Genomic DNA, 26,981 nt, shown 5'->3' on the forward strand with positions numbered 1-26,981 from the left:
GGCCGAATCAGAAGAGGCCGAAGGGGGAGGAGCTGCTCGGGACTGTCGGTTGCCGTGCACAGCAACACATCGCGATTTCGGGCATTCCTCCTTTCCTTCGGCGGCTAACGTCATTAAGGAGGAGAGATGAGTCAAAGTCTGACAAGACGTCGGTTCTTCGAAGGGGCTGCGGCACTCGGCGCGCTGGCCGCGCTCAGCGGATGCTCCCCGAAAGTAAGCGAGAGCGAGGATCTTGCCGACACGGGGGAAGCTCCCGAGATTGAAGCAATCAATCTGGATGAGTACGAGGTCAAGCACTCCTGGTGCTACATGTGCGGCCCGGCCAAGACGATCTGTTCGACCCTCTGCTACCTCAATCCCGAGGGGCGCTGGGTGCACGTCGAGGGCAACCCCGTCGCGGGCAACAACTGGGGCTACGGCTGCAAGAGCCTGTGCGCCAAGGGCAATTCCGCCATGCAGACGCTGTACAACCCGGCTCGCCTGGAGTACCCCATGAAGCGTGTGGGCGAAAAGGGCGAAGGCAAGTTCGAGCGCTGCACCTGGGAAGAGGCCCTCGAGGGAATCGCGGCCAAGTTGCTTGAAAACCGCGAAAAGTACGGCCCTTGGTCTTACGCGGCCCTTTCCCCACAGCAGTGCAACTTCATCAGCTCCATCGGGCGTCGGTTCATGTACGTATACGGCAGCCCGAATTACCTTCACAGTGCCATTTGCCAGAACCAGATCACGGTGAGCCGGCATCTGAGTATCGGCAAGAAGACCGATTGCTACCCCTATCAGCTCGGCAAGACCAAGCTGTTGGTGAACTGGGGCGTGAACGGCGAGAACGCCGATGTGAACAACACCAACGACAAGGCGAACCCCTACCGGCGTTTTGACGCCATGGAGCAGGGCCTTGAGTTCATCGACGTGCGCCCCATGCTCGATCCCCTGGCGGCCCACGCGTCGGAATGGGTGCCGGTGCGGCCCGGCACCGATGCGGCCCTCGCCCTCGCCTTCCTCAACGTCATCATCGAGGAAGACCTCTACGACCACGATTTCTGCGAGAACTGGTGCAACGGCTTCGACAAGTTGGCCGAGCACGTGAAGCAGTTCCCGCCTTCCTGGGCCGCCCCCATTACCGGTATCTCGGAAGAGCAGATCGTGCACGTGGCCCGTCGCATCGGCACGGAGAAGCCCATGGGCGTTATGTACGGCAACGGCGCCGGCGACCAGGCGAACGACGGAAACTGGCTGAGCATCTGCCTCAACCTGCTTGTGGCCATTACGGGGAATCTGGATGTGCCGGGCGGCGGTGGCGCGGGCAAGAAGATGCCCGACCCGCTTTTCGATACCAGCAAGATCGGCAAGATCAAGCCGCTCATGGAGAAGCTGCCCGTGTATCCCGAGGACGCCGAGAACGGCTGGGCCCCGAGCGTGTCGAAGCTCGTTGCCCCTGAGTTCCCGCGCTGGTTCCAGGATCCCGAAACCTACACGGCGGACACCACTTTCAACTATCCGCGCAGCGCCTACAACCGTGCTTTCCAGGCGATCCTGACGGGCGAGCCCTATGAGTTGAAGTCCATGTTCGCCCACAGCACCAACCCGCTGTCCCAGACGCGCCAGCCGAAGATGGTGGCCGAGGCGCTGAAGAAGCTCGACTTCTTCTTCGTCATGGACACGGCGTGGAACCCCTCCTGCGACTACGCCGACTACGTGCTGCCCGCCTGCACGCGCTACGAGGACAGCTGCCAGATCGGTGTGCGCAACATGCCCGAGGGCACCTTCATCGGCATCGAGCAGCAGATTGCCGAGCCGCTCGGCGAGTCGCGCTCCGACTGGCGGGTTTACTGCGACCTGGCCATGGCCATGGGCTTTGGGGAGGATTTCTGGAACGGAGACTTTGACGAGGCCCTGCGCACCCAGCTTGAGCCCACCGGCTTCACGTTGGAGGAGCTGCGGGAGAAGGGCTACATTTTCGTGGAGCGCACCGACGGCGCCAAGCCCACGGAGCCCGAGTACCAGCGCTACGCCGAGCTGTTCGCCGACCTGCCCAACGGCAAGGTGCAGTGCTACAACGAGATCATCGGCGGCAAGCCCAACAACCGCGAGGACGGGGAGCTCGGCTACCTGCCCGTGTACGTGGGGCCGCCCGAGGGCATTGCCGAGACGCCGGAGATTGCGGCCGAATACCCGCTCATCTTCACCGACGTCCACGCCCATCGCCTGAGCGTCCACAGCTACTTCTCCAACCTGCCCTACCTGCGCGAGCGCAACCGCCTGCCCTGGGTGAAGATCAACCCGGCCACGGCCCAGCAGTACGGCATCGAGGACGGCGACTGGATGAAGATCGAGTCGCCCCACGGCTGGGTGAAGATGGTGGCCGAGTACTTCGAGGGCATCTCCCCTGAGGTCATCATGGGCAAGCGCGGCTGGTGGCAGGACTGCGAGGAGCTCAGCGAGCCCGGCTACGAGTGCTTTGACGGCGGCTCCGAGGTGAACAACCTCTACGATGCCACCATCGAGAACTTCGATGACTTCCATTCCGCGATGGCCAAGCAGACCCTCGTGAAGATCAGCAAGTGGGAGGGGTAAATCATGGCAGAACAGTACGGATTCTTCGTCGATTCGAGCCGCTGCGTGAAGTGCTGGGCCTGCGAGGTGGCCTGCCAGCAGTGGCATGAGATCAAGGCCGCCACGGTGCACCGCCGCGAGGTGCGCGAGGATGTGGAAGGCACGTTCCCCAACGTGAAGCGCACGTTCACCTCGCTCTCGTGCATGCACTGCGAGAACCCTGCTTGTGTGGAGATTTGCCCTCAGGGCGCTCTCTACAAGCGTGAGGAGGACGGTCTGGTGGTGCAGGACAAATCGAAGTGCATCGGCTGCAAGACCTGCGGTACGGCCTGTCCCTTCGGTGTGCCCGACTATTTGGAGGTCGAAGGCGGCGGCTTTCTCATGGACAAGTGCGACGGCTGCTTGAGCCTGGGTCGCGCCGCCGATGAAACGCCCCGCTGCGTGAACACCTGTCCCACCAAGGCGCTGCATTTCGGTAAGCTGGCCGACATGGAGGCCATGGCGGCCGAGAAGGGCGGCTCGCGCCTGGAGGGCGAGACCATCCCGTCGGTGTTCGTCGCTCGGCGGCAGCACTAGGGATTTGCCGAGGCTGCAACTGTCCGAGTAAGGTAAACTGCGCGGGGCTGGGGCGCTGCTCCGGCCCCGCGGCTTTGCCGATGAGGCGTCAAGGCCGCGGGTGGAAACGAGGGGAGGATGGCGGTGCAATACGGTTTCTTCGTCGACGGAACGCGCTGCGTGAAGTGTTTTTCCTGCGAGGTGGCCTGCCAGCAGTGGCATGGCCTTAAGGCCGGCACCTGGCTGCGTCGCACCGTGTTCGAAACCGTTGAAGGGAAATTTCCCTCGGTGACGCGTCGGTTCACCTCTCTTTCCTGCATGCACTGCGAGGATCCCGCCTGCGTTGCCGTGTGCCCGGTGGGGGCTCTTTCCAAGCGCGACGAGGACGGCCTCGTCGTTGTCGACAGCGCCCGCTGCATCGGGTGCCGAAGCTGCGCTCTGGGCTGCCCCTTCGACGTTCCGCGCTATCGGGAAGACAAGACGATGGACAAATGTGACGGTTGCCTGAGCCTTGGCCGCGCACCCGGCGAGGAGCCCCGCTGCGTGCTTACCTGCCCGACGCGGGCGCTGCACTTCGGCCCTTTGTCCGAGATGGAGTCGCTGGCTAGCGCCAAGGGCGGTGCGCGCATGGAGGGGGAGACCGCCCCCTCGGTGTTCGTCGCCCATCGCTTGAAGCCGATATCGGAGAGCTAATGTACGTTGGGGCTGCAACGCCCGTATTCTCAAGGAGTGATCATGGACGAGAGACTGACGGCCGCCCAGGCGCGGGAAGTCATGGAGCAGCGCGCGGCGATCTACGAATTCCTCAGCATCGCCTACGGCGAGGAGGTGCCGCTGGCCTTCCTGCGCTCGCTGCGAGAGCAAGGCCCCGCGCTCGATGGAGAGCTCGGCGACTTCGTTGCTTCTCTGGCAGGGGCCGACGATGCGGCTTTGGAGGCGGTGCGCACCGATCTGGCCGCTGAGTACGCTCGCGTATTCCTCGGCATGAGTCGGCGCCCGGTGGCTCCCTACGAGTCGGTGTACACCAGCCCGACGGGGCTTATGATGCAAGAGGCGCGCGACGAGGTGGTTGCCCTCTACCGCCGCGAGGGATTCTCGGTGGACGAGAGCATGCATCTGCCCGAAGACCACATCGCTTTCGAGCTCGGCTTTATGGCCGGCTTGATCCGCAACGCCATGGCTGCTCTTGATGCCGGCGATGGCGCCGAGGCGGAGCGCTTGGCCGCGGTGCAGGAGTCGTTTGTCGCCGATCATCTCGCGTCTTGGGTGCCCTCCCTCGCCCAGGACGTGGAAAAGCGGGCGGCAACGGGTTTCTACCGCGGCCTTGCCGCGCTGACGCGCGACTTCATCGAGGCCGAGGCTGACGATTTGGCCGCATCGCGATAGGTTCCGACGGAGCGCAACGCCATGGTCAACTCGTTCATAGCCTGGTATCTGTTCCTGGCGGGCATGGGGGCCGGTGCCTTTTTCATCAGCGCCGTGGTGGATCTGTCGCTGCGGCGATGGAGTCCCGCGTGGCTGGAAGCGGCAGCGACGGTCACCGACGGGGGCATGTACCTTGGCCCCGCCACGGTTGGCCTGGGACTTGTCTTTCTTCTGGCCGACTTGGGCTACCCCGAGCGCTCCTTCCAAGTGTTCTTCACGCCTTCGACGAGCCTGCTTACCCTTGGATCCTGGGCCATTGTCGCCTTCATCGGCTGCTCGGTGCTCGCTTTGCTTGTCGGCGGTCTTCTGGAGACGCCGTTGATGCGACGGCTCGAGACGGCGCTGCAAGTGCTGGCGACGCTGTTCGCCGCCTTCGTCATCCTGTATTCAGGTGTGTACCTATCCGCGTTTCCATCGGTTCCGTTCCTGAACAATGCTCTGGTGCCGGTCATTTTCATGTTGTCGGCACTGTCGACGGGCATGGGAATGCTGCTCATCTTCGGCTTCGTGACGCGCGACGGGGAAGACGTGGCACCGGGTGTTTCCATATGCCTGAGAGCCGACGGGATAACGGTCGCACTTAAGGCGATTGCACTGGCGGCACTGCTGCTGTGGGCTCATATGAGCTATCCGGAGAGCCTCTCGGCCGAGGCGCTTGCCATAGGACGCTTGGCGGGACTGTTCTGGTGCGGCGTCGTGGGGGCTGGGATCGTTGTGCCGGTCGCCACGGAGCTCTGGTGCGTGAGGCGTCCCCACTCGCTTTCCTATGTGGTGGGGGCCGGCGCTGCCATCGCAGGTGGTTTGTGCCTGCGCTATGCCTTCTTGCTGGCAGCTGTGCGGTTTTCCGCTGTGACCGGAGGGGCGGTGACTTTCTGGGGATGAGCAGCGCAGCGCTTCAAGCGGAGGATATCCGTGATACCATAAAGGTCATCATGATCCAAGACGCTTACGAAAAAGACGCGCCCAGCGACGCCCTCGGCTCGTTCCAGGTGGACGAGCGCTCCGGCGTGCCCATCTGGATGCAGATTCGCAAGCGCCTCGTTTACCTCATCACCTCGGGGAAGTACGCTTGCGATACGCGGTTGCCCTCCGTGCGCGAGCTGTCTGTGCGGCTGGGCGTGAACTACAACACAATCAACAAGGTGTACCAGGATCTCGAGCGCGACGGCTTCATTTTCACGAAGCGCGGCCGTGGCTCGTTTGTGGCCGATGTGAGCCGGGTAGACTACTCCGCCGACGACGGCGAGATGGAGGCCCTGGCCATGGACTTCGTGCAAAACGCGCTGTCCCGCGGCATGGAGCCTGATGACATCATCAACCTGGTGCGCGAGCAAATAGTCAGACTTGAGGAGTCCCGCTAAGGGCGTGTCCTGAGGGCTGCTCTCGCAGGCAGCGAGGGGAAGGGGATCGAACATGCGCAACAAGAATCGGAAAATCGAGGAGAAGGCCGCTGAGGGCGCTCGCAAGCCCATTGCCGCGGCACCGCCTTCGCGGGGCACCAAGACCTCGCGCAACGGTGTGTACCTGTTCTCCATTGCGGTGTTCCTCGTTGGATTTGCCGTCGTTATGGCGCTGTTCTGGTCGGCGATGTCGGTGCCGCTCATAGTGGTCGCCATGGCCGTGGGCTTCCTGCTCGCCTGCAGCATCCGCATTGCGCCCCAGTGGGAACGCGTGGTCGTGCTGCGCTTGGGCAAGTTCCATCGCATCGCTGGGCCCGGTCTGTACTTTCTCATTCCCATTGTGGAGCATGCGGCCGCCCATGTGGATCAGCGCATCATCACGACGCCGTTCACGGCTGAGGAGGCCCTGACGGCCGATCTCGTGCCGCTGGACATCGACGCCGTGCTGTTCTGGCTCGTGTGGAACCCGAAGGACGCCTGCGTGGAGGTGGAGGACTACGCCGCCGCCATCTGGTGGGCCGCCCAAACGGCTCTCCGCGACGCCATCGGCCGCATCAATTTGGCCGAGGTGGCCACGCGCCGCGAGCAGCTCGACTGCGAGATCAAGGAGATTCTGGACGAGAAGACTCGCAGCTGGGGCATCACCGTGGTGTCCGTGGAGATCCGCGACATCGCCATTCCCAAGGAGCTGCAAGATGCCATGTCCCGCGAGGCCCAAGCCGAGCGCGAGCGCAACGCCCGGCTTTTGCTGGCCGAGATCGAGAAGGACATCTCCGAGATGTTCGTGGATGCGGCCGCCGTGTACGATCAGAACGACAAGGCCATGCAGCTGCGCACCATGAACCTCATCTACGAGTCGGTGAAGGAGAAGGGCGGTCTTGTCATCGCGCCCTCGGCCTTCGGCGAGGCCTTCAACAACATCGAGGGATTCCTGAAGCCTTAGACCAGCTTCTTCTCCATGATGTAGTCGTCCATGATGTAGCCGTCACCGATGTCGGTTTCCGCGGCGTCGATGACCTCGAAGCCCTTCGCCTTGTAGGCGCGGATGGCCATCTCGTTGCGCTTGTTCACTGTGAGATAGAGGGCATCCAGACCGCGCTCGCGGGCGAGGCGCTCGTAGAAGCGGATGGTGGCCGAGCACAGGCCCTCGCCGCGGTGCTCCTTCAGCAGGTAGATCTTCGAGATGAAGAAGCGGTTCGTGTCCGTCTCCACGTGCCCTCCGGTGTAGCCGACGATGCGGGGGACGGCGGCCGTGCGGGCGAAGTCCTCGGTGTCGTGGGCCAACTCGTCGTCGCGGTCGGATTCCACGTCGTCGTTGACGCGGCCGGCTACGGTGTCGCCCTGGTCGTGGATGTCGGCGCCGTGCGTCGCCGCGCCCAGCTCGTGGGGCGTCTCGTCCTCGTGCTGCATGATGAAGAAGTACTCGTAGCCATTGTCGGCAATGTCGGTGCGGAAGGCATTCAGGCTCTGGAACTTCTCCACCATGTAGTCGGTCTGCGCTTGGCCGATGATGGCCGGCCAGTACTCGTTCCAAATATGGTAGGCCATATGGGCCAGGGCCTCGACCTCTTCGTCGCGCTCGACCTGTCGAAATGCAACGCTCATGAGTGCATCCTTCCGCGTTGTGACAAAACTTTTCGAAAAAGTGGTCACAAAATCGAGTTCTGGGTTTTCTTTATGGGCGATACGACCCAATTAACGGTTGCGACTTTGTGTAGTATATCGTTTAGCGATATATTCCTCTTGCTCTTATGTCGTCTTGAGGTCTGCAAAAACCCAGAACTCGATTTTGTGACCAAATCGCGCCGATTCTTTGTAAAGGCAACGCTGCCATTGTAATGCTTCGGCGATCTGTGACGGGACGCGCGGGCATTTGTTTCCGCCCAGTAACAAGGAATGGTCGCCAGTGTTAACACTTATTTTTGAGGGGGTTAACAATCATCGTTGAGCGCGCAGGTCACCAGGTGCCGTGGAACAATCGGGGTGTCCTTGCCGTTGGGCATCTTGGGCGACAAGGGGTGGGGAGGCCCGCGCGGTGCGGCGCGCGGCGCCTCCCGACCTCTTTTCGCCGAGGGCCCGCGAACTGTGAAAGGGGTTGATCGCGATGATTGACACCGGTTCCACTGGGTTCATGCTCGTCTGCGCCATGCTGGTGCTGCTCATGACGCCCGGACTCGCCTTCTTCTATGGAGGTCTCTCCCGTCGCAAGAACGTCGTGAACACCATGGTGATGGTGTTCGGCGTGCTCGGCATCGTTGGGGTTATGTGGGTCGTTTGCGGTTGGTCGTTCGCCTACGGCGGCGACGGCTCGTTGCCGTTTTTCGGCGGCCTCGACCAGATCGGGTGCCTGAGCGCCGTGAACGACATGGTGGCCGAGGCCGAAGGCACACCTGACGCCTTCGCGGTGCTGTCCGGCCAAGGAGCGCTGGCCAACGACCCCGAGTTAGCGGCGGGCTATCCGGCCATTATCGACATCGTCTTCCAGATGGCCTTCGCCATGATCACCTGCGCCATCATCACCGGTGCTGTAGCTGGACGCATGAAGTTCGGCGCCGTATGCGCGTTCGTGGCCGTGTGGGTCGTCGTGGTGTACGCGCCGCTCGCCCATATGGTGTGGGGCGGTGACGGCTCGCTCATTGGCGACATGATCGGGGCCCTGGACTTCGCCGGCGGCGATGTGGTGCACATCTCCTCGGGCCTCACCGGGCTCATCCTCTGCCTTATGCTGGGGCGGCGCAAAGGGTTTGCGGTGCTGTCTTACCGCCCGCACAATGTGCCCTTTGTGGCCCTGGGCGCGGCGCTTCTGTGGTTCGGCTGGTTCGGTTTCAACGCTGGCAGCGAGTTCGCCGCCGATGGCGTGGCGGGTCTCGCGCTGCTGAACACCGTGGCCGCGAGCGCCGCCGGCGTGCTTTCCTGGATGATCACCGAGCGCATCACAGTGGGGAAGTGCACGCTCGTCGGCGCGGCGACGGGCCTGGTGGCCGGCCTTGTGGCCATCACCCCGGCGGCAGGGTTCGTGGAGCCCTGGGCGGCGATCGTCATGGGACTTATCGTGAGCCCCATCGTGTACGCGGCCATTTCCCAGGCCAAGCGGCGCCTCGGCTACGATGACGCGCTGGACGCCTTCGGCTGCCACTGCGTCGGCGGCATCGTGGGCGGCATCCTCACGGGTCTGTTCTGCGTGCCCGGGCTCTCCTGGACCGAGCACGGCGGCCTTCTGTACACCGGCGACTGGTCGCTTCTGGGCTCGCAGGTGCTGGGCATCCTGGTGACCATCGCCTTCGTGGCCATCGCGGACGTAGTGCTGGGGCTTATCATCAAGGCCTGCTTCAAGGGCAGCTTGCGGGTGAGCGCCGAGGATGAGGCGGCTGGGCTCGATGTGGCCGTCCATGGCGAGTCGGCCTATCCGGCCTACCTGGGTCTGGACTAGCACGGCGGAGCGATTGAGAAAGGAGTTGCGGCTATGAAACGAGTAACGGCTATTGTGCGGCCCGAGAAGATGGAGCCGCTGAAGGATGCCCTGTTCGCCGCCGATGTGAAGGGCATGACCATCTCGCAGGTGCACGGCTGCGGCGCCCAGCACGGCTGGAGCGAGTACGTGCGCGGCACCGAAGTGATGCTGAACATGGTGCCGAAGGTGAAATTCGAGGTAGTGGTGGAAGACGACGCGGTGGACGCGCTGGTGGACACCATCGTGGGCGCCGCCCGCACCGGCGAGGTGGGCGACGGCAAGATCTTCGTGGCGCCTGTGGAGGAAGTGGTGCGCATCCGCACCGGCGAGCGCGGCGCGACGGCGGTGTAGGCCACAATGCGGTACAATCTCGCCGAAACAAGGTGCGAGAAAGGAACCGACATGCACACCTACATTCCCCGCGGCGTCTGCTCCCGTCAGATCGATGTGGAACTGGACGGCGACACCATCAAGAGCGTCCAGTTCACCGGCGGCTGCGACGGCAACTTGAAGGCCATCTCCAAGCTGGTGGCTGGCCAGAACGTCGACGACATCGTCGCCATGATGGAGGGCCACACCTGCGGGCGGCGCTCCACCTCCTGCGTGGATCAGATGACCAAGGCCATCCGCGAGGCCCAAGCAAAAGCCGCTGAGGAAGCGTAAGGCGATCCCAGCTGCGGTTCACCCAAGGGCCCGGACTCATGTCCGGGCCCTTTTCTACAGCATCATGAACAGCTTGGCCAAGGCCCAGCCGATAAATCCGCAGCAGGGGAAGGTGAGCACCCAGGCCCACACCATACGGCGGGCGACGCCCCAGTTCACGCGGCGGAAGCTCTTCGAGGCGCCTACGCCCATGATGGAGGCGGTGGAGCAGTGGGAAGTGGAGACGGGCATGCCGGTCATGGATGCCACGAACAGCGTGATCACCGTGGAGAGGGAGGCCGCCACGCCCTGGTACTTCTCCAGCGACACCATGTCCATGGCCACGGACTTGATGATGCGCTTGCCGCCGAGAAGCGTGCCCAGCGACATGGCCGCTGAGCAGATGATCATGAGCCACAGGGGGAAGTCGGTGGCGCCGCTCGTCTCCATGCCGAAGGCGAGCGCGATGCCCAAAAGCCCGATGGACATGAACTTCTGCCCGTCCTGGGCGCCGTGGAGGAACGACAGCGCGCAGGCGCAGATGTCCTGCAGCACCATGCACACCTTGTTGCCGCGCTGGCGGTTGACGCCGGAGAAGAGAAACTCGATGATCTTGGTGGTGGTCATACCGAGGATGAAGCCGCCCACCAGCGAGAACACCATGCCGTAGATGACGAGCATCCACTCGGAGAGCACGACGCCGGCAAGCCCGTTCAGCGCGATGGCCCCGCCGGTGACGCCGGCGATGAGCGAGTGGGACTTGCTGGCGGGAATGCCCCAGAACCAACAGAAGACGCCCCAGCCGATGGAGCCTATCATGGCGGCTATGAGCGCGAGTAGCGCCTGGTGGGTGTTGCCGGAGAAATCGACCATGTTGAACATGGTGTGGGCCACGGCCGTGGAGATGTAGGTCATGCCCACCAGCCCCACGAAGTTGAACACGGCAGCGAGCGCGAGGGCGGCGCCGGGGGTGAGGCAGCGGGTGGAGACCGCGCTGGCGATGGCGTTGGGGGCGTCGGTGGCGCCCGAGATGATGGTCACGCCGATGACCAGCGCCAGAATGCCGAGCAGGATCGGATGATTTCCTGCCTGCGAGAGGAACACCGAAAGAGTCAATTCCATGGCTGAGCCTTATCCCGATGAAGCCGACCGGACGCAAACGCATCCTCTCATTCTAGCGCAACGTCTGCGCTCACGAAAGATGATGCGGAAAGTAAAGAATAGGGCGAGGAGGCCCTGCGTGAGCTGGACGTGCATCAGATTATACTTTTAAGTATAATACTTTGAAGTATAATACTTTGAAGTATAATATCCCTCCAACGAAGCATGGGAGAGAAAGGGGCAATTGTGGACGCGTTCGTCGACCGCATTGAAGAACTCGCCGCCTTGGAGGAGCAGTTCGCCGACCACCAGGCGGCCATGGCGGTCATCTACGGCCGGCGCCGCATCGGGAAGACGGCGCTCATCACCGAGTTCGTCCGCGACAAGCGCGCGCTGTACTTCCTGGCGACGGAGGAGTCGGAGGAACAGAACCGCGCGGCCTTCCAGAAACAGGTGGCCGCGTTCACGGGCGACGAGCTGCTCGGCCAGGTGTCCGTAGACAACTGGGACGTTCTCTTCGACCGTCTGACGAGCGACGGCGAGCGCCTCGTCGTCGCGCTGGACGAGTTCCAGTACCTCGGCAAGGCGAACCCGGCGTTCCCCTCCGTCTTCCAGCGCATCTGGGACACGATGCTTTCCAAGCGCAACGTGATGGTCATCCTGTGCGGCTCGCTCATCTCGCTCATGGAAAGCCAGGTGCTCTCCTATAACAGCCCCCTCTACGGGAGGCGCACCGCGCAGGTTCGCATGAAGCAGATTCCCTTTCGGTTCTACCGGGATTTCTTCACGAAGGAGATCGGGCGCCGCGAACTGGTCGAGCTCTACAGCGTCACGGGCGGCGTCCCCAAGTACATCGAGAGCTTCAGGGGCGTGGACGATGTGTACCGCGGCATCGAGAAGAGCGTTTTGAACTCCAGCAGCTATCTGTACGACGAGCCGAACTTCCTTCTGTCGAAGGAGGTGAGCGAGGTGGGAACCTATTTCTCCATTTTGAAGGCGGTGGCGGCGGGCAACCGCAAGAGCGGGGAGATCGCCGCGGCGCTGAACGTGAGGCAGACGGGGCTGTCGAAGTACCTGAAAGTGCTCGAGCGGCTCGATGTGCTGGAGCGCGTGGTGCCCGTGACGGAGGAGAACCCCGAGAAGAGCAAGAAGGGCCTCTACCGCATCAAGGACAACTACCTGCGCTTCTGGTTCCGCTTCGTCTTTCCCCAGATGGGGCTGTTGGAGACGGGGCGGCGGGCGGAGGCGCTGAAGACGATTAGGAACAACTTCGTCGACGGGCAGGTCGCCTACGTGTACGAGGACGTGTGCCGCGACCGCCTGTGGGATGCGGGCGCGGAAGGGGCGCTCCCCTTCATGCCCGAGCGGGTGGGCGCTTGGTGGGGCGCACGCGATGTGGAGCTGGACGTTGTGGGGCTGGGCGCCGAAGAGGGCCGAGCGGTGTTCGGCGAGTGCAAGTTCTGGGCGAGGCCCGTGGGCGCCAATGTGCTGAGGCACTTGGAAGAGCAGGCTCGAAAGGCCCTGGACGACCCCTCTTTCCGGCGCTTTGGCGGCCCGCCCGTCTATGTCCTCTTCAGTATAGGCGGGTTTACCGATGAGGTGCGTAGCGAGGCGCGCGCCCGGAAGGACGTGCTGCTGCTTTCGTAGGGCGCCTTCGACGCGCTGAGGGCTCTTCTCGGCCGCCTTGTGGGCGCGCTGCGAAAAATGTCAGCACTCGGGGAAAATTCACAAAGCGCCGCGCGCCTTCGGTGCTATACTGGGCGGGCTTGCCGATAGGCGGCAAGTGTAAGTATCTGTTGGCCCCCGAGACATGTTTGTTGCACCGCGATCCTTGCTTCTGCAAGCGAACATGGTACGTATCAACCATCATGACGAAGGGTCCCCGATTTAGTTTTTGAAAGGGGTCCGTTTTGACCGAAATCAAGAACACCTCCGTGATCGACTTCTCCGACATCTCCGACGAGCAGATGAACGAGATGATCGACGGCACGCTGACCGAGTTCGACGAGGGCGATCTCGTCGACGGTACCGTCGTCAAGCTGGAGCACGACGAGGTGCTGGTGGACATCGGCTTCAAGAGCGAGGGCGTCATCCCGGCCCGCGAGCTGTCCATCCGCAAGGATGCCGATCCGTCCGACATCGTGAGCCTGGGCGACAAGATCGAGGCTCTGGTTCTCCAGAAGGAGGACAAGGACGGCCGCCTCATCCTCTCCAAGAAGCGCGCCGAGTACGAGCGTGCCTGGATTTCCGTCGAGGAGAAGTTCAAGGCCGGCGAAGTGGTCACCGGCGAGGTCATCGAGGTGGTCAAGGGCGGTCTTATCCTGGACATCGGCCTGCGCGGCTTCCTTCCGGCCTCTCTCGTGGACCTGCGCCGCGTGAAGGATCTGGATGCCTACCTGGGCACCGAGATCGAGGCCCGCGTCATCGAGATGGATCGCAACCGCAACAACGTCGTGCTGTCCCGTCGCGTTCTCTTGGAGGAGGGCCGCAAGAACGAGCGCGCCGAGATCCTCTCCAAGCTCTCCAAGGGCATGCGCCTCAAGGGCAACGTGTCCTCCATCGTGGACTTCGGTGCTTTCGTGGATCTGGGCGGCATCGACGGCCTGGTGCACATCTCCGAGCTGTCCTGGAACCACGTCAACCATCCCTCCGAGGTCGTCAAGGTGGGCGACGAGGTGGAGGTCGAGGTGCTCGACGTGGATCTGCAGCGTGAGCGCATCTCCCTCGGTCTCAAGCAGACCACGCCCGATCCGTGGATCCAGCTGGTGGAGAACTACCCCGTGGGTACCATCGTTGACGGCAAGGTCACCAAGATCGTTCCCTTTGGCGCTTTCGTCGAGCTGGGCGACTCCATCGAGGGCCTTGTGCACATCTCCGAGATGGCCGGCCGTCACATCGACACCCCGGCGCAGGTCGTGCATGCGGGCGACGATGTGAAGGTGAAGGTCATGGAGATCAACCCGGAGCGCCGCCGCATCTCCCTGTCCATGAAGGCCGCCGCCGAGGAGCTCGGCTTCGAGATCGACGTGGACGAGTCGGTGCAGGCCGAGGAGAAGCCGGCCCGCCGCAAGAAGGACGAGGCTGTTGCCGAGGCCGAGGTCGTCGAGGTGGAGACCGTCGAGGAGTAGCCTCTGCGGGTTCGTGCGACTGCGAACGACCAGTGACTTTTCAAAGGCCGCTCTTCGGAGCGGCCTTTCTCGTGTATGATGGTTCCGTTGAATTACTTGGGTATGATCGCGCGAAGGTGCGCGGTTTTGGAGGAGGTTCGCATGAAGAAGCTGTTTCTCATCGGCGGCATGGGCGCCGGCAAGTCCACGGCGCGCAAGGCGCTCACCGACGAGGGCCTGGCTTGGATCGATCTCGATCAGGTGGGGCACGAGGTGCTCATGTGGGACACGGTGAAGGACGATTTGCGCGGAGCGTTCGGCGATGACATCTTCGATGAGAACGGGGAAGTGGTGCGCAGCGCCCTGGCCGCCAAGGCCTTCGCGACGCCGGCCGCCACGCGCAAGCTGAACACCATCACGATGCCCCGCATCGAGGAGCGCTACACCGACCTCATCGACGGCTTCGAGGCCGAGGGCAAGCCTGCCGTGGTGGTGGAGTACTCGGTGTTCCGCAACCGCCAGCAGTCGCTGGCTTACGGGGCCGATGTGGTCATGGCCGTGCTGGCGCCGTTGGAGACCCGTATCGAGCGCGCCGTGGCCTCGGGCTTTTCGGAGGAGGACGTGCGCGCTCGCATCGCTCGCCAGATCACCGATGCCGACCGCATCGAGGCAGCCGACGTGGTCTTCAACAACGACGGCACCCCCGAAGAGCTCCGCAACGAGGTCCTGGCCTGGTGGAACGAGTATAAGAAGGAGCTGTAAGAGCCACCTGCTAGACTTAGAATCAATCAATGGGGTCCCGAGAAATCAATCCTCGGGACCTTTTTCTGTTTGGAAGAAAGCAACAAGTGCCTCTTGGGCCGTCATCTTCGGAACGAATGAGTTCTTGAAGGCGGCTTTGTCGTAACTGATGATAGCTTCTACCTGAAGTTCCTCTGCGGCGACGCGGATGAGGCCGTCTTCGTAGTCGGGTTCGTCGGAGTCGATGGATTCGTGCACGAAAAGCCCGGTGAGATCGATAAGGTCGAAGGTGTCGACGATGTCCCGCAACGATTCACGCGCCTCTTCTTCCGTCATATAGTGGCGACAGAGGATGTAGTAAACATCATTCAGAGAGGAGGAGAGAGCGCATATTGTGCTTCGATTGATGTATGCCTCCTCCACAAGGCAGAGCGCTTCCTCGTGAAAAGATGAATCGGGATGTATCCAGTAGATGAGGGCGTTGGTGTCAAAGAGCAAGGAAGTCACGATAGCGCTCCTCCTTTGCCTGCGCAATCAAGTCGTCAGCGGTAAGTCCTTCCGGCCAGGGTTTTATCTTATTGCGTCGGGCAGCGATGCGTGCTTCGACGCGTCGTAGGCGAGCAAGTCTATCCTCTTCGTCGTCGAGCATGGAGGTAATGACTACCACACCCTTGCGAGGTGAGGCAAGTCGCAGGGGGGTATCCTGGTCTATAGCTGCCTCTTGTCGAAGCGCCTTGGGAAGGAGGACGGCCATGCTGTTGCCGACCTTGGTAAGTGTTGCCGTTGCCATAATGCCTCCAATCAGTTCAGATAATTATAACACGTTATAACGATAGGAGAAGAGAAATGGGCACTCTCTTTTCTGGAAAAACCTCTCAACTCGGCATAGGGTGCAGGGTGTATGCTGAATGGGGCGTCGTTGTTGAAGGAGGGGAATGTGATAACGACAAAGGAACTCTGTGCGGTTCTCGGGGTGGCTCCCAGCACTATTCGTCTCTACGAGAAGTATCTGCCGAAAGATCCATGGGCCCGCGGGCAGAACAACTATCGGGGATTTCATTTCGAGAACATGCTGTGCCTACTCACGGCGCGCCTATTAGGCTCTTACGGCATCTCGATGAAAGAATCCGTAGAGGTTATCCTTGCAGGTGATTTAACATCTATGGATTGCGAATTGGGCCAGCGCGTAAGCCCTTTGGCGGAGGAGCGTCGGCGGGCTTCTGATCTGATTGAATCTCTCGATCGCGATAGGGCGCTCTTGGCGAAGGTTCCATACCTACTAGAGGCGTATGAAGCGATCGACATTCCGTCGTTTTTCTATCTGGAAAGCGCTTGGACCAAGGCCTCTTCGGAGCAACAGCGTTTGGTGCGCACCTGGTCCCGCGAAATCCCCTTTGTCCACTATACGCCTCATTATCATGTCGAGGGGTTGGGAGATGGGGCGGAGCCGTCGCCCGACCTTCCGCGGAGCGGCTTTTCTGTTCCAACTCGTTTTGCCGATTACGTCGACTTGGCTAGCCTTCATGTGCGCTTCGTGCCCTCGTTCAAGGCGGTAGCCTTGGTGATCCGGGTTGATGGGATATTCTCTGAATCTTCCGAACGCGATAAGGGAACGATGCCTTTTAACGAGCCGTTATACGTTCGTGTCCTCGACATGGTGTCGTCCGCTTTGTCCCGGGAAGGCTCGGAGTTAACTGGCAATATTTACACGCAGCTCCTGTACGCAAATCTCCCTCTGCGCGCTGATGGAAGCGATGCCGTGCAGTACTACTATGTCTTCTCCCCTCTTGTGCGCTAAAAAGTCCTTGACTCCGCATAGGGTGCAGCCAGCAGAATGCTCCCGTCGCTTGACGAAAGTGAGTTCAGAAGTGAAGGGAGATGGCGATGGGTGCATCGAAAAGCACGATGGATGCGCAGGGAAATCAGGGGATTTCCCGTCGAGGGTTCCTGCGGGGCGTTGGCCTTGCGGGCTTGGCAGCCGGCGGGTTGTGCACGGCGACTGCTGTTGCCGCTGCAACAGGATCAGCCGACGCGGCCTATGCGGAAGAGTCCGCGGCGACTGTGGGTAACGAGCTGATTGAGATTTACGGAGAGAACGTCAACCTTATGCCCGCTTATGGGGCTGAATGGGATGTCGTTGCGGGTCCTGTGGGCTTCGAGTCCCGGGAAATCGGCGCAGACGAGATAACTCACACCGATCAGTGCGATCTGCTGGTGATCGGCGGCGGCATTTCGGGCACGATGGCCGCGCTGAAGGGCGCCGAGCTGGGTGCCAACGTGGTAGTGCTTGAGAAGATGAGCAAGGGCCGCAATACGTGGGAGAGCGTGGGCGGCTGCGGAAGCCGCATGCAGGCCGAGACGGGCAACGTCGTTGATCCGGCTCAGTATGTGGAAGAGATTCTGCGAGCTTCCTACTGGCGCGCCCGACCCGATGTAGTATGGTCGTTCGTGAACAACTCTGGCGAGGCAATCGATTTTATGCAGGACTCGTTAGATAAAGCGGGCCGTGATATCAAGATTTACAACACCACTCAGCCAGAGACGGGCTATGGCATCCAGGTGATTCAGGGTGAGCACAAATTCGCCGTTCCCGAGGACTATAACTGGACGAGCTGGATTTTCGGTCCTATCGTCATGGATGCCCTCACCGCTGTAATGCAGAACGAACTCCATATCGATCTTCGCTTTAATACCGCAGGTGTACAGCTGGTCCAAGATGCGTCGGGCCGTGTGACAGGCGCTGTCGCGAAGGATGCCGACGGCTACTACGCAGTTGAGGCGACCAAGGGCGTCGTGCTATGCACGGGCGGTTATGAAGCGAATCCCGATATGATGAAGGCGTGGACGCGCTCCGAGGATTACGCCGCCTCAAGCTGCTGGGATCCCTCTACTGGCCCCACCGGCGATGGGCACATGATGGGTTTGCAGCTGGGCGCTCAAATGGATCCCATTCCCCATGCGGTTATGAACTTCAATTTCGGTACGCCTGCGCAGTTCCTTGACATCCCGGGCATTTGGTTTACCTCCTCGCTTGGCATCGCCGTGAATTCACGTGGCGTCCGCTTTGTGAACGAGGGGCTGCCGATGAACTTCGTGTCCAATGCTATCAATGCGCAGCCTGGTCGCGGCAAGGGGTGCTGGATTATCTTGAACCAGGGTATGGTTGACGCCATGGCCGACATGCAGCCCACCGCAGATGAGACCATCAAGCAGTATATGGATAAGGGCTGGATGTTCAAAGCTGACACGGTGGCCGATTTGGCGCCACAGCTGGGGCTGGATGCGGCAATTCTCCAGGAAACCGTTGACACCTACAACGCCTATTTCTCCTCGGCCGAGAATAAGGACTTGCAATTCCGCCGCAACTTGGAAACCGCCATGCCGTTGGCGGAGGGCCCGTACTACGGCCTCGTGACGAACAGCACGGTACTGACCGTGGTCGGCGGCTTGACCATCGACGAATCGTGCCGTGTGTTGAACTGGGACGATGAGCCCATCGAAGGTCTTTATGCCGCAGGCAATGCCTCGGGCGGAGTCTTTTCGGGAACCTATCCGCGCCACCTTCCCGCCACCTCCGTCGGTCGAGCGGCCACTTTCGGTTATGTATCTGCCCGCCATGCCATTCAAGGAGAATAACTATGAGAATCGACAGCAAACGTACTATTGCGATGATCGCTGGAGTTGCCTTGACGGCCTGCTTGGGGCTGGCTGCCTGCTCGGCTGAGAATACGGGTTCCAACCTGTCCGAAACCGGCGATTCTCAGGCAAATACGGAGCAGGTGTCCGTGGCCTCTGGCCAAAATGATCCTTACGTTTCCGACGATGCCTGTCTGGGCTGCCACGGCGGCACCTATGAAAGCGTTGCAGCGCGCACCGAATCGTATGGCGATTCCAATCCTCACGACTCAGTTCATGGCGGCTACCTGTCATGCAATGTATGTCATGCTAGGGGTAATGAGGTGACCAGCAACTATTGCCTCGAATGCCATGATTGGCCGCGCGATTTGGATTGTAATCCCTATGACTAGAGCCTGTTAGCGAGCAAACGATAGGCTGCGGCTGGCTGTTTAGGGGCGCAAAAGCGGCCTCGATGGCGTAACGCCTCGGGGCCGCTTTCGGTTTACCACAGTCCGAGCATATGTTGCATGGCGAGGCTGGCGGCGGCGATGCAGATCCAGCAGATGAGGCCCATGAGGATGGGCTTGGCACCGCTCCTCACCAGCTTCACGAGGTCGGTGTTCAGGCCAATGGCGGCCATGGCCATGACGATGAAGAACTTGCTCAAGGCCTTCAGAGGCGCGAAGGCGGCCGCGTCGGCTCCAGCGGCAACAGCAACCGTGGTGATGACCGAGGCTGCCAGGAAGAGCAGGATGAAGGTGGGGAAGGCGCGCTTCAGTGAGAAGCCGCCGAGAAGCCTCGCGCCGGTGGGAGCCGCTGCGGCGTTGGCGGCAGGGTCGCTCACTGCCAGGCCGTCGGTGCCGGGTCCGGCCACAGCCGCACCGGCGCCTGCTGCGTTCTCCTTGCGAGCCATGACGATGGCCAGTACGAGCGTGATGGGGATGATGGCGAGCGTGCGCGTGAGCTTCACGATGGTGGCGTCGTCAAGGGCGTTCGATCCGGGATGCATGCCGTCCCAGGCGGCCGCGGCGGCGGTGACCGACGAGGTGTCGTTCACGGCGGTGCCGGCGAACAGCCCGAAGCCCTCGTTGGACATGCCGAGCATACTTCCCAGGGTAGGGAAGATGAGCGCCGCGATGACGTTGAACAGGAAGATGACCGAGATGGCCTGGGCCACCTGCTCGTCCTTGGCGCGGATGACCGGCGCCGTGGCGGCGATGGCCGAGCCGCCGCAGATGGACGAGCCCACGGCGATGAGCGTGGCGATGGCGGAATCCATGCGCAGCACGCGGTAGAGGATGTAGCCCACGATGAGCGCCGTGGCGATGGTGGTGAGGATGATAGGCAGGCTCTCGGCGCCCACGGCGGCGATCTGGGCGAGGTTCAACCCGAAGCCCAGCAGGATGACGGCGTACTGCAGCACCTTTTTCGCTGTGAAGCCGATGCCGTCCTGCACGATGCCGCGTGCCGGCTGCTTCCACCAAAGGGCGATGACCATGCCGATGAGGATGGCGAACACCGGGCCGCCCACCACGGGCAGCGCCTCGCCGAGAAACCAGCAGGGAAGGGGCGATGGCCGCGCACAGGCCGACGCCGGGGGCCACGTTCTTCACGTTCGCCACGATGATCTCCTCACGTCGCGGGATGTCAACAGCGATTGCAGAGTATAGCACTCATGGTTGGACGGATCGTGAACTTTAAGCGAACATCTGTTCATTTCTTGGGGAAGGTGCTAGACTGTTCTCCTTATAGCGAATTACTGTGAGAGGAGGGATGCGCGTGTCCACTCATCTTTCCAATATAGAAGGTATGGAAATGGCGGGGAAGTTGCCGGAGGTGCGGCTGGCGAACACCCCGTTCAAGGTGGTCTCGCCCTTCGAGCCCTCGGGGGACCAGCCCGAGGCCATCGCCACGCTCGCGAAGGGGGTGGAAGAGGGCCTGCGCTACCAGACGCTTCTGGGCGTCACCGGCTCGGGCAAGACCTTCACCATGGCAAAGACCATCGAGGCGGTGCAGAAGCCCACGCTCGTCATGGCGCCGAACAAGACGCTGGCGGCCCAGCTGGCGGCCGAGCTGAAGGAGTTCTTCCCCGACAACGCCGTGGTGTACTTCGTCAGCTACTACGACTACTACCAGCCCGAGGCCTACGTGCCCTCCTCCGACACCTTCATCGAGAAGGACGCCTCCATCAACGAGGAGGTGGAGAAGCTGCGCCATGCGGCCACCTCGGCTCTGCTGTCGCGGCGGGACGTCATCGTGGTGGCGTCGGTGAGCTGCATCTACGGCATCGGCTCGCCGATGGACTACGCCGGCATGGCGGTGTTCGTCGACAAGCAGAAGGAGATGGATCGCGACGAGGTCATCCACGAGCTCATCGACATCCAGTACGACCGCAACGACTACGAGCAGAAACGCGGCACCTTCCGCGTGCGGGGCGACGCGCTGGACGTGTTCCCGCCCTACGCCGACCATCCCATCCGCATCGAGTTCTGGGGGGACGAGATCGAATCCATCGACGAGATTGACCAGGTCACGGGCGAGGTGCTGAACAGCTACGAGGCGCTGCCCATCTGGCCGGCTTCCCACTACGTTACGGCGCGGCCGAAGATGGACAAGGCCCTCGGCACGATTCAGGACGAGCTGCGCGAGCGCCTCATGCAGTTCAAGGAGGAGGGGAAGCTCCTGGAGGCCCAGCGCTTGGAGATGCGCGTGAACTACGACTTGGAGATGCTGGAGACCATGGGATTTTGCTCCGGCATCGAGAACTACTCGCGCCATCTGGACGGCCGTGCGCCGGGCGAGCCGCCCTACACCCTCATCGACTACTTCCCGAAGGACTTCCTCTGCATCATCGACGAGTCCCACGTCACGGTGCCGCAGATCCGCGGCATGCACGAGGGCGACCGCTCCCGCAAGATCACCCTCGCCGAGCACGGCTTTCGCCTGCCCAGCTGCCTGGACAACCGCCCCTTGCGCTTCGACGAGTTCGAGGAGCGCATCCCGCAGTTCATCTACGTATCGGCCACGCCGGGCGATTACGAGGAGCGCGTGAGCCAGGCGAAGGTGGATCAGGTCATCCGCCCGACGGGCCTTCTGGACCCGGAGATCGTCGTGCGCACGAGCGCCAGCCAGATCGACGACATCATCGACGAGGCGAAGGAGCGGGCGGCGCGCAACGAGCGCGTGCTCATCACGACGCTCACGAAGAAGATGGCGGAGGACTTGACCGACCACTTGCTCGACCAGGGCGTGAAGGCGCGCTACATGCACTCGGACATCGCCACCCTGGAGCGCACGGAGATCCTGCGCGATCTGCGCCGGGGCGAGTTCGACGTGCTCGTGGGCATCAACCTTCTGCGCGAGGGACTCGACTTGCCCGAGGTGTCGCTCGTGGCCATCCTGGATGCCGACAAAGAGGGCTTCCTGCGCAACCACCGCTCGCTCATCCAGACCATAGGCCGCGCGGCCCGCAACGTGTCCGGCCAGGTCATCATGTACGCCGACCGCATCACCGATTCCATGCGCCGGGCCATCGACGAGACGCGCCGGCGCCGCGACATCCAAATGGCCTACAACGAGGAGCACGGTATCAAGCCCCAGACTATCCGCAAGGCCATCAACGACATCATGGGCTTCATCACGGAAGACGTGGAGGGCACCACTGCCGAGCAGGTGAACAAGGAGCTGGCAGAGCTTTCCCGCGAAGAGGTCCTGCGGCTCATCTCGTCCATGGAAGACGACATGGCCGCCGCGTCCCGCGACATGGATTTCGAGGAGGCGGCCCGTCTGCGCGACCAGGTGGTGAAGCTGAAGAGCACCGTGGAGGACAAGTCCGAGGAGGACGTGCTGAAGGATCTGAAGAAGGGCGCCCGCAAGGGCAGCGCCTACGGCAACCGCAAGCACGCCGCCTACGGGTCGTCGCGCGCGAGCTAAAGGCACCGCGCTCGGGCTCCTGCCATCGCCGCAAGATTCGTCTCGCAGGACGCCGACCTTTGCAGGACGGCGCCCCTGCGGGACGGTGGCGCGGTGGGGAAGTGCCCCTCTGGGACGGCGCGGGCTGTTCAGTTTTCGTGGATTCGGGACGGATTGCGAACTTTACGGAAATGTAAGCTGCTCTGCCGTGAACGCCCCGACACTTCGTCGTATAATCGCGAGAAAGCACCTGCACCACCTGAAGTACTTCCTAAGGAATAAAGCGATGCCCGATCAGCCCGCCTCCCAAGGTTCGAATAACCCCCGCAACAACCCGCGACAGCACAAGAAGCCCACCCGGCGCCACCCCGGTGCCTCCGTGCCGGCCTCGGTTCCCCATTCCCACGGGGTCTCAGCACCGCAGCCGCAGTCGGCGGCCGTCCTGCCGGAAATGCGCCCCCAGCCGGCAGCGCAGGCCCCTTCCCCGCAGCAGGAGCCGGCAGCGCCTCGCGAGCAGACGGCCGCTGCCGCCCAGTCGCAGGATCCGCGCCTGCATGAAGCGCCGTCCTATCGGCCGCACGCCTATCAGCAGGCCCAGCCCCAGCCGCAGCCGCATCAGGCAGCTTCGCCCCATGGCTATGCGGGCTACGCGGCGCAGGTTCCCCCGCGGGTCGTTCCCGCCACCAAGGCCGACGGCCAGGTGGCGCCCTATGCCGACATGGGGCGCTACAAGAAGAAAGGCAAGAAGAAGGCGAGCGTCGTCTCCATCATCGCCGCCGTGGTCATTTTGGCCGCTATCGGCGTGGGGGTGTACCTGTATCTGAACCCCCTGCAGTTCAACGTGACGGTCAACGGCATGACGCGCACGGTGGATCGGGGGACGACCTTGAACGACATGATCGCCGAGGGCGTCGTCTCCCCGCAGCCGGGCAATCTGCTCTCCGTCGACGGGGAGGTTCTGGAAGAGGGCGGCGGCGCTGCCTTTGCCGGCACGGTCAACGGCAATGAGGTGACCGACGGCGCAACTGAGCTGCACAAGGGCGATATGGTCCAGCTGGACGACGGCGCCGATGCGACCGAGGAATACGATGTAACTACCGAGGAGACGGCCCCGGGCCAGGTGGAGCTGGGCGAGGGGGCCATCCACGTGTACGTGCCCGGTGAGGCGGCCCAGGTGGAGAAGCGCACCGGCAAAGTGTCGGGCAAGACGGTGGAGGAAACCGTGAAGGAGGGCTCCGACAACGTTTATCTGAAGTACAACGCGAACACGAACGGCGAGAAAGTCATCGCGCTCACCTTCGACGATGGCCCGTGGCCCACGACCCAGGAACTGCTCGACGTGCTGAAGGAGAACAACGCCGTGGCGACGTTCTTCACGATCGGCGAGCAGATTTCCGATAAGACCGATTACGTGGAGACGATCAAGCGCATGGCAGCCGAGGGTCACCAGATCGGCACCCACTCCTACGACCATGCGGCCACCGGCGGCGGCAACGGCGTGGACATGACGCGCCAGAGTCCCGAGAAGCAGATTGAAGAGGTGCAGATGGGCCAGCAGGCCATCGCGGATGCGACGGGCGCCGAGGCGTCGAAGGTGTTCCGTTCGCCGGGCGGCAACTTCCACGACGAGATCATCTGGAACTTGCAGCCCTACATCACGGGCGAGATCGGCTGGAACGTGGACACCGAGGACTGGCGGCGACCGGGCGCCGACGCCATTGCGGAGCGCCTGCTGTCGGCAAAGTCGGGGGATGTCGTGCTCATGCACGACGGCGGCGGCGATCGCAGCCAGACCATCGAGGCGCTGAAGATCGCCCTGCCGCAGCTTAAGGCGGAGGGCTACAAGTTCGTGACCATCGACCAGCTTCTGGCCTACGACGACGCCAAGGCGCTGGCCCAGGAACTGGCCGCCCAGCAAGAGGCGGAATAACAGCATCTTTCGGAAAACTCGTCGGATAATCTTCGTAGGGGGCGACCTTGGTCGCCCCTTGTCGCGAGCATAGCCGTTGTCGGGAGGGCGGACCAAGGTCCGCCCCTACGGGGGACCGACCGTTGCCGACGGCTTACTGGCCGAGAAGTTCGCGCGCGTGGGCGAGGGAGGTCTCGGTGGCGGTGCCCGACAACAGGCGCGCCACTTCGGCCACGCGCTCGTCGCCCTCCACCGGGGTCAGAGCCGTTTCGGGCGCGTCGCCCGCGGTTTTCGTCACGGTGTAGTGGGTATCGGCGAGCACAGCCACCTGGGCCAGATGCGTGATGGCGATGACCTGGTGGCTTTCCGCCAGCTCCGCCAGCACGGCGGCGAGCGCATTGGCGGTGCTCCCGCCCACGCCGGCGTCCACCTCGTCGAAGATAAGGGTCTCCGTGCCGTCCTTTGCGCCCAAAGCCATCTTGATGGCCAGCATGACGCGGCTGATTTCGCCTCCGGAGGCGATGCGGGCCAAGGGGCGCGGCTGCATGGAGGCGCCGGGCTTGAACTCGAAGACGACGCTTGCGCTGCCCGCGGCGCTCCAGCTTTCGCGGGGCAGCGGCTCCACCGTGCACACGAGCGCCGCCGTCCCCATCTCCAGGCGTCCGAGCACCTCGTTGACCGCCGCCGCGAACCGCGGCGCGGCCTCGATGCGGGCTGCATCATAGGCGGCCGCCGCTTCGGCGAGGGCGCTTTCGGCCGCTTCCACGGCCGCCTCGGCGCGGGCCAGGTTCTCGTCGGCGTCGTCGACGAGCCCGACGAGGGCCGCCGCCTCGTCCCAGCGCTCGAAGACGGCCTCCATGGTGGGACCGAAGGAGCGCATGAGCCCCATGAGCTGCCCCATGCGCTTCTGGGCCGCGGCCAGAGACTCGCCGTCGAAATCGATGGCGTCGCAGTAGCCGGCCATATCCCGGGAGACGTCCTCCACGACGAAGCAGATTTCCCTCAGCGACGCGGCGAAGGGGGCCAGCGACTCGTCGGCCCGGGAGGCCTCCTCGATGAGGGAGATGGCCGTGTTCAGGGCGTCCAGCGCGCCGCCGTCGCCGGAGAGCGCCTCGGCGGCCCCGTGGGAGTTGCGGGCGAGCACCTCGGCGTGCTCGGCCCGGGCGAGCCAGTCGCGCGTTTCCTCGTACTCGCCGCCCTCGGGGTTCACCGCCTCTATCTGCTGCAGCGTGAAGCGTGCCTCCTCCAGCTGGGTGTTGGAGGCGCTCGCCGTTGCCCTCAGCTCTTCTAGGGCCGCCTCGGCGGCACGGGCATCGGCGAGGGCCTCGCGAAAGGCCGCCCCTACGGTGCTTTCCAGATCGGCCCAACCATCGAGGATGCGGCCGTGCTCCGCCGGCTTCAGCAGCGATTGGTACTCGTGCTGTCCGCAGAGCTCCACCAAAGGCCCCACCGTGCGCGCGAGCTCCGAGACGCTGGCCATGGCGCCGTTTATGGTGGCGCGGCTGCGGCCGTCGGCGCTGACCTTGCGCACCGCGACGAGCTCTTCGGCGGTGGGATCGGAAGGGAACAGGCGCCCCCGCACTTCGGCGTTTTTTGCCCCCTCGCGCACGCAGGAGCTGTCGGCGCGCTCGCCGACGAGCAGTTTCACGGCGCTCACGAGCGCCGTCTTTCCCGCACCCGTCTCGCCGGTTAGGACGGTGAGACCGGGGGAGGGCGAAAGGGAGGCCTCGCGGATGAGGGCCACGTCCTTCACTTGGATTTCGTCGATCATGGTTCCCCGCTAGAAGTCGATGACGTCGAAGACGATGCCCTGCTCCGCCTCAAGCACGCTGAACAGCTCGTCGGGGGCCACGCGGCGCACGGCCCGGGAGACGGATACCTCGCCGCCGTGGGTGACGATGAAGTCGGCCTGCAGCTTGCGGGCGCAGGATTCGGTGAGGGCCGCGCGATAGGGCAGCCCCTCGTGCTCCAGGGCGAAGCGCACGTCGGGGCCGTCGATCGAGCACACGGACAGAAACGCCATGGCCGAACGCAAAGCCGAGCGGGCGTCGTGGTCGGATAGGGCCTCGGCGAGGGCGGCGCGCACCTCTCCGAAGGCCTCGGCGGAGACCCACAGCTCCGCGGCCCCGGCCAGCTCCATGGCATGGAGCTTCACCCAGGCGGCGGCGGTGCTCTCGCGTTCGCCGATGAAGTCGAGCAGAACGTCGCTATCGATGAGCAGGCGCATGGCTATTCTCCTTCCCTGGTTGCGGGCGCGCCGTCGCGGGCCTCCCAGAACGACGCCGGTACGGGGCGCGTGGCCTGGCGCAAGCGGAAGCGCAGCTCGTTGGCCTGGGCGTCGGTGAGGGTGATGCGCAGGGGAGATTCTCCCCGTTGCGCATCGGGCAGCTCGCCGGTGGCGAGTACGTAATCGTAGGCAGCGTTCACCAGCTCGGTGGGGGACGAGCCGATGGACCGCAGCTTCGCGTTCACCTGGTCGCGGATTTCCAGGGGCACTCGGGCCGTTACCATGGCGTGCATGGCCGCTCCTTTCTCTTGCTTTTGGCGCAGTATAACGGAACACCGAACAA

The 26,981-nt window shown here is 63.0% G+C and carries 26 protein-coding genes; 18 read left to right on the forward strand and 8 right to left on the reverse strand.

Annotation, left to right across the window (positions count from 1 at the left end; all coding sequences use genetic code 11):
- The first annotated feature begins 126 nt into the window (after nt 1-126).
- The 7 genes from NE591_RS08795 (at nt 127) to NE591_RS08825 (ending at nt 6,873) form a co-directional block, all read left to right on the forward strand.
- Nucleotides 127-2,571, forward strand: coding sequence for a molybdopterin-dependent oxidoreductase (locus NE591_RS08795; protein ID WP_231699497.1), 2,445 nt, complete (start codon nt 127-129; stop codon nt 2,569-2,571).
- Nucleotides 2,572-2,574: 3 nt separating this feature from the next.
- Nucleotides 2,575-3,126, forward strand: a complete 552-nt coding sequence (locus NE591_RS08800; RefSeq protein ID WP_173113831.1) for a 4Fe-4S dicluster domain-containing protein — start codon at nt 2,575-2,577, stop codon at nt 3,124-3,126.
- A 117-nt stretch (nt 3,127-3,243) separates the two neighbouring features.
- Complete coding sequence (locus NE591_RS08805) at nt 3,244-3,798, forward strand: 4Fe-4S dicluster domain-containing protein (RefSeq protein WP_173113828.1); 555 nt, start codon at nt 3,244-3,246, stop codon at nt 3,796-3,798.
- 42 nt (nt 3,799-3,840) lie between these two features.
- Entirely contained in the window at nt 3,841-4,491 is a 651-nt protein-coding gene (locus tag NE591_RS08810; RefSeq protein WP_173113825.1) for a molecular chaperone, read from the forward strand.
- A gap of 21 nt (nt 4,492-4,512) precedes the next feature.
- The gene (gene nrfD / locus NE591_RS08815) at nt 4,513-5,412 is read left to right on the forward strand and encodes an NrfD/PsrC family molybdoenzyme membrane anchor subunit (protein WP_173113823.1); all 900 of its coding nucleotides are present in this window, start codon (nt 4,513-4,515) and stop codon (nt 5,410-5,412) included.
- A 50-nt stretch (nt 5,413-5,462) separates the two neighbouring features.
- Entirely contained in the window at nt 5,463-5,891 is a 429-nt protein-coding gene (locus NE591_RS08820) for a GntR family transcriptional regulator (protein ID WP_173113820.1), read from the forward strand.
- 52 nt (nt 5,892-5,943) lie between these two features.
- Nucleotides 5,944-6,873 (forward strand): slipin family protein, encoded by a 930-nt coding sequence (locus NE591_RS08825; protein ID WP_173113817.1) that lies wholly within the window; start codon nt 5,944-5,946, stop codon nt 6,871-6,873.
- Here the strand turns inward: NE591_RS08825 and NE591_RS08830 are convergent.
- Nucleotides 6,870-7,535: a GNAT family N-acetyltransferase gene (locus NE591_RS08830; protein WP_231699496.1), complete on the reverse strand. Its 666-nt coding sequence runs from the start codon at nt 7,533-7,535 to the stop codon at nt 6,870-6,872. The genes NE591_RS08825 and NE591_RS08830 overlap by 4 nt on opposite strands.
- A 499-nt stretch (nt 7,536-8,034) precedes the next feature.
- Here NE591_RS08830 and NE591_RS08835 point away from each other — a divergent pair, with 499 nt between their 5' ends.
- The 3 genes from NE591_RS08835 to NE591_RS08845 are packed head-to-tail and all read left to right on the forward strand — an operon-like array spanning nt 8,035 to nt 10,044.
- The gene (locus NE591_RS08835; RefSeq protein WP_114539885.1) at nt 8,035-9,360 is read left to right on the forward strand and encodes an ammonium transporter; all 1,326 of its coding nucleotides are present in this window, start codon (nt 8,035-8,037) and stop codon (nt 9,358-9,360) included.
- A gap of 33 nt (nt 9,361-9,393) precedes the next feature.
- Nucleotides 9,394-9,732: a P-II family nitrogen regulator gene (locus NE591_RS08840; protein WP_114539884.1), complete on the forward strand. Its 339-nt coding sequence runs from the start codon at nt 9,394-9,396 to the stop codon at nt 9,730-9,732.
- A gap of 51 nt (nt 9,733-9,783) precedes the next feature.
- Nucleotides 9,784-10,044, forward strand: coding sequence for a TIGR03905 family TSCPD domain-containing protein (locus tag NE591_RS08845; RefSeq protein WP_114539883.1), 261 nt, complete (start codon nt 9,784-9,786; stop codon nt 10,042-10,044).
- Between the two features lie 54 nt (nt 10,045-10,098).
- Here NE591_RS08845 and NE591_RS08850 read toward each other — a convergent pair whose 3' ends face one another.
- Nucleotides 10,099-11,145 (reverse strand): inorganic phosphate transporter, encoded by a 1,047-nt coding sequence (locus NE591_RS08850; RefSeq protein ID WP_114539882.1) that lies wholly within the window; start codon nt 11,143-11,145, stop codon nt 10,099-10,101.
- Nucleotides 11,146-11,370: 225 nt separating this feature from the next.
- On the opposite strand from NE591_RS08850, the gene NE591_RS08855 reads away from it, so the two are divergent.
- The 3 genes from NE591_RS08855 (at nt 11,371) to coaE (ending at nt 14,993) form a co-directional block, all read left to right on the forward strand.
- On the forward strand, nt 11,371-12,771 hold the full coding sequence (locus NE591_RS08855; protein WP_114539881.1) for an ATP-binding protein: 1,401 nt from the start codon (nt 11,371-11,373) through the stop codon (nt 12,769-12,771).
- A 320-nt stretch (nt 12,772-13,091) separates the two neighbouring features.
- A complete protein-coding gene (gene rpsA, locus NE591_RS08860; RefSeq protein ID WP_368076299.1) occupies nt 13,092-14,252 on the forward strand; it encodes a 30S ribosomal protein S1 in 1,161 nt (386 codons plus the stop codon).
- 141 nt (nt 14,253-14,393) lie between these two features.
- Nucleotides 14,394-14,993 (forward strand): dephospho-CoA kinase, encoded by a 600-nt coding sequence (coaE, locus tag NE591_RS08865; protein WP_173113814.1) that lies wholly within the window; start codon nt 14,394-14,396, stop codon nt 14,991-14,993.
- 45 nt (nt 14,994-15,038) lie between these two features.
- Here the strand turns inward: coaE and NE591_RS08870 are convergent, their stop codons facing one another.
- Both NE591_RS08870 and NE591_RS08875 read right to left on the reverse strand, forming a co-directional pair.
- Entirely contained in the window at nt 15,039-15,479 is a 441-nt protein-coding gene (locus NE591_RS08870) for a PIN domain-containing protein (RefSeq protein WP_114549057.1), read from the reverse strand.
- A complete protein-coding gene (locus tag NE591_RS08875) occupies nt 15,460-15,762 on the reverse strand; it encodes a hypothetical protein (RefSeq protein WP_114549056.1) in 303 nt (100 codons plus the stop codon). The genes NE591_RS08870 and NE591_RS08875 overlap by 20 nt, the downstream gene beginning before the upstream one ends.
- 147 nt (nt 15,763-15,909) lie before the next feature.
- Between NE591_RS08875 and NE591_RS08880 the strand changes: the two genes are divergently transcribed.
- The 3 genes from NE591_RS08880 (at nt 15,910) to NE591_RS08890 (ending at nt 19,000) form a co-directional block, all read left to right on the forward strand.
- On the forward strand, nt 15,910-16,770 hold the full coding sequence (locus tag NE591_RS08880) for a MerR family transcriptional regulator (RefSeq protein WP_173113811.1): 861 nt from the start codon (nt 15,910-15,912) through the stop codon (nt 16,768-16,770).
- 86 nt (nt 16,771-16,856) lie between these two features.
- Nucleotides 16,857-18,608, forward strand: a complete 1,752-nt coding sequence (locus NE591_RS08885; protein WP_173113808.1) for an FAD-binding protein — start codon at nt 16,857-16,859, stop codon at nt 18,606-18,608.
- 2 nt (nt 18,609-18,610) lie between these two features.
- The gene (locus NE591_RS08890) at nt 18,611-19,000 is read left to right on the forward strand and encodes a cytochrome c3 family protein (protein WP_114549053.1); all 390 of its coding nucleotides are present in this window, start codon (nt 18,611-18,613) and stop codon (nt 18,998-19,000) included.
- 92 nt (nt 19,001-19,092) lie between these two features.
- On the opposite strand, the gene NE591_RS08895 is transcribed toward NE591_RS08890, so the two are convergent.
- A complete protein-coding gene (locus tag NE591_RS08895) occupies nt 19,093-20,124 on the reverse strand; it encodes a YeiH family protein (RefSeq protein ID WP_231699495.1) in 1,032 nt (343 codons plus the stop codon).
- A 281-nt stretch (nt 20,125-20,405) separates the two neighbouring features.
- Between NE591_RS08895 and uvrB the strand changes: the two genes are divergently transcribed.
- Together uvrB and NE591_RS08905 are read left to right on the forward strand one after the other, a co-directional pair.
- Entirely contained in the window at nt 20,406-22,523 is a 2,118-nt protein-coding gene (gene uvrB, locus NE591_RS08900; RefSeq protein ID WP_173113805.1) for an excinuclease ABC subunit UvrB, read from the forward strand.
- Nucleotides 22,524-22,788: 265 nt separating this feature from the next.
- Complete coding sequence (locus NE591_RS08905) at nt 22,789-24,432, forward strand: polysaccharide deacetylase family protein (protein ID WP_256156603.1); 1,644 nt, start codon at nt 22,789-22,791, stop codon at nt 24,430-24,432.
- Nucleotides 24,433-24,565: 133 nt separating this feature from the next.
- Here the strand turns inward: NE591_RS08905 and NE591_RS08910 are convergent, their stop codons facing one another.
- Genes NE591_RS08910 through NE591_RS08920 form a run of 3 tightly spaced genes read right to left on the reverse strand, consistent with a single transcriptional unit; the run spans nt 24,566 to nt 26,931 of the window.
- Nucleotides 24,566-26,182: a DNA repair protein RecN gene (locus tag NE591_RS08910; protein ID WP_173113799.1), complete on the reverse strand. Its 1,617-nt coding sequence runs from the start codon at nt 26,180-26,182 to the stop codon at nt 24,566-24,568.
- A gap of 9 nt (nt 26,183-26,191) precedes the next feature.
- Nucleotides 26,192-26,638, reverse strand: a complete 447-nt coding sequence (locus NE591_RS08915; protein WP_022739488.1) for a PIN domain-containing protein — start codon at nt 26,636-26,638, stop codon at nt 26,192-26,194.
- 2 nt (nt 26,639-26,640) lie between these two features.
- Nucleotides 26,641-26,931 carry a hypothetical protein gene (locus NE591_RS08920; RefSeq protein ID WP_022739489.1) on the reverse strand — a complete coding sequence of 97 codons (291 nt, stop codon included), beginning with the start codon at nt 26,929-26,931 and terminating at the stop codon, nt 26,641-26,643.
- Nucleotides 26,932-26,981: the final 50 nt, after the last annotated feature.

Origin of the sequence: Adlercreutzia sp. DFI.6.23, from assembly GCF_024462535.1 — a bacterium.
Taxonomy (GTDB): Bacteria; Actinomycetota; Coriobacteriia; order Coriobacteriales; family Eggerthellaceae; genus Adlercreutzia; species Adlercreutzia rubneri.

What these genes read in the sequence shown, in the direction of transcription:
- NE591_RS08795 (WP_231699497.1), top strand. Translation starts at nt 127, where the DNA reads ATGAGTCAAAGTCTGACAAGACGTCGGTTCTTCGAAGGGGCTGCGGCA.
- NE591_RS08800 (WP_173113831.1), top strand. Translation starts at nt 2,575, where the DNA reads ATGGCAGAACAGTACGGATTCTTCGTCGATTCGAGCCGCTGCGTGAAG.
- NE591_RS08805 (WP_173113828.1), top strand. Translation starts at nt 3,244, where the DNA reads ATGGCGGTGCAATACGGTTTCTTCGTCGACGGAACGCGCTGCGTGAAG.
- NE591_RS08810 (WP_173113825.1), top strand. Translation starts at nt 3,841, where the DNA reads ATGGACGAGAGACTGACGGCCGCCCAGGCGCGGGAAGTCATGGAGCAG.
- nrfD (WP_173113823.1), top strand. Translation starts at nt 4,513, where the DNA reads ATGGTCAACTCGTTCATAGCCTGGTATCTGTTCCTGGCGGGCATGGGG.
- NE591_RS08820 (WP_173113820.1), top strand. Translation starts at nt 5,463, where the DNA reads ATGATCCAAGACGCTTACGAAAAAGACGCGCCCAGCGACGCCCTCGGC.
- NE591_RS08825 (WP_173113817.1), top strand. Translation starts at nt 5,944, where the DNA reads ATGCGCAACAAGAATCGGAAAATCGAGGAGAAGGCCGCTGAGGGCGCT.
- NE591_RS08830 (WP_231699496.1), bottom strand. Translation starts at nt 7,535, where the DNA reads ATGAGCGTTGCATTTCGACAGGTCGAGCGCGACGAAGAGGTCGAGGCC.
- NE591_RS08835 (WP_114539885.1), top strand. Translation starts at nt 8,035, where the DNA reads ATGATTGACACCGGTTCCACTGGGTTCATGCTCGTCTGCGCCATGCTG.
- NE591_RS08840 (WP_114539884.1), top strand. Translation starts at nt 9,394, where the DNA reads ATGAAACGAGTAACGGCTATTGTGCGGCCCGAGAAGATGGAGCCGCTG.
- NE591_RS08845 (WP_114539883.1), top strand. Translation starts at nt 9,784, where the DNA reads ATGCACACCTACATTCCCCGCGGCGTCTGCTCCCGTCAGATCGATGTG.
- NE591_RS08850 (WP_114539882.1), bottom strand. Translation starts at nt 11,145, where the DNA reads ATGGAATTGACTCTTTCGGTGTTCCTCTCGCAGGCAGGAAATCATCCG.
- rpsA (WP_368076299.1), top strand. Translation starts at nt 13,092, where the DNA reads ATGAACGAGATGATCGACGGCACGCTGACCGAGTTCGACGAGGGCGAT.
- coaE (WP_173113814.1), top strand. Translation starts at nt 14,394, where the DNA reads ATGAAGAAGCTGTTTCTCATCGGCGGCATGGGCGCCGGCAAGTCCACG.
- NE591_RS08875 (WP_114549056.1), bottom strand. Translation starts at nt 15,762, where the DNA reads ATGGCAACGGCAACACTTACCAAGGTCGGCAACAGCATGGCCGTCCTC.
- NE591_RS08885 (WP_173113808.1), top strand. Translation starts at nt 16,857, where the DNA reads ATGGGTGCATCGAAAAGCACGATGGATGCGCAGGGAAATCAGGGGATT.
- NE591_RS08890 (WP_114549053.1), top strand. Translation starts at nt 18,611, where the DNA reads ATGAGAATCGACAGCAAACGTACTATTGCGATGATCGCTGGAGTTGCC.
- uvrB (WP_173113805.1), top strand. Translation starts at nt 20,406, where the DNA reads ATGGCGGGGAAGTTGCCGGAGGTGCGGCTGGCGAACACCCCGTTCAAG.
- NE591_RS08905 (WP_256156603.1), top strand. Translation starts at nt 22,789, where the DNA reads ATGCCCGATCAGCCCGCCTCCCAAGGTTCGAATAACCCCCGCAACAAC.
- NE591_RS08910 (WP_173113799.1), bottom strand. Translation starts at nt 26,182, where the DNA reads ATGATCGACGAAATCCAAGTGAAGGACGTGGCCCTCATCCGCGAGGCC.
- NE591_RS08915 (WP_022739488.1), bottom strand. Translation starts at nt 26,638, where the DNA reads ATGCGCCTGCTCATCGATAGCGACGTTCTGCTCGACTTCATCGGCGAA.
- NE591_RS08920 (WP_022739489.1), bottom strand. Translation starts at nt 26,931, where the DNA reads ATGCACGCCATGGTAACGGCCCGAGTGCCCCTGGAAATCCGCGACCAG.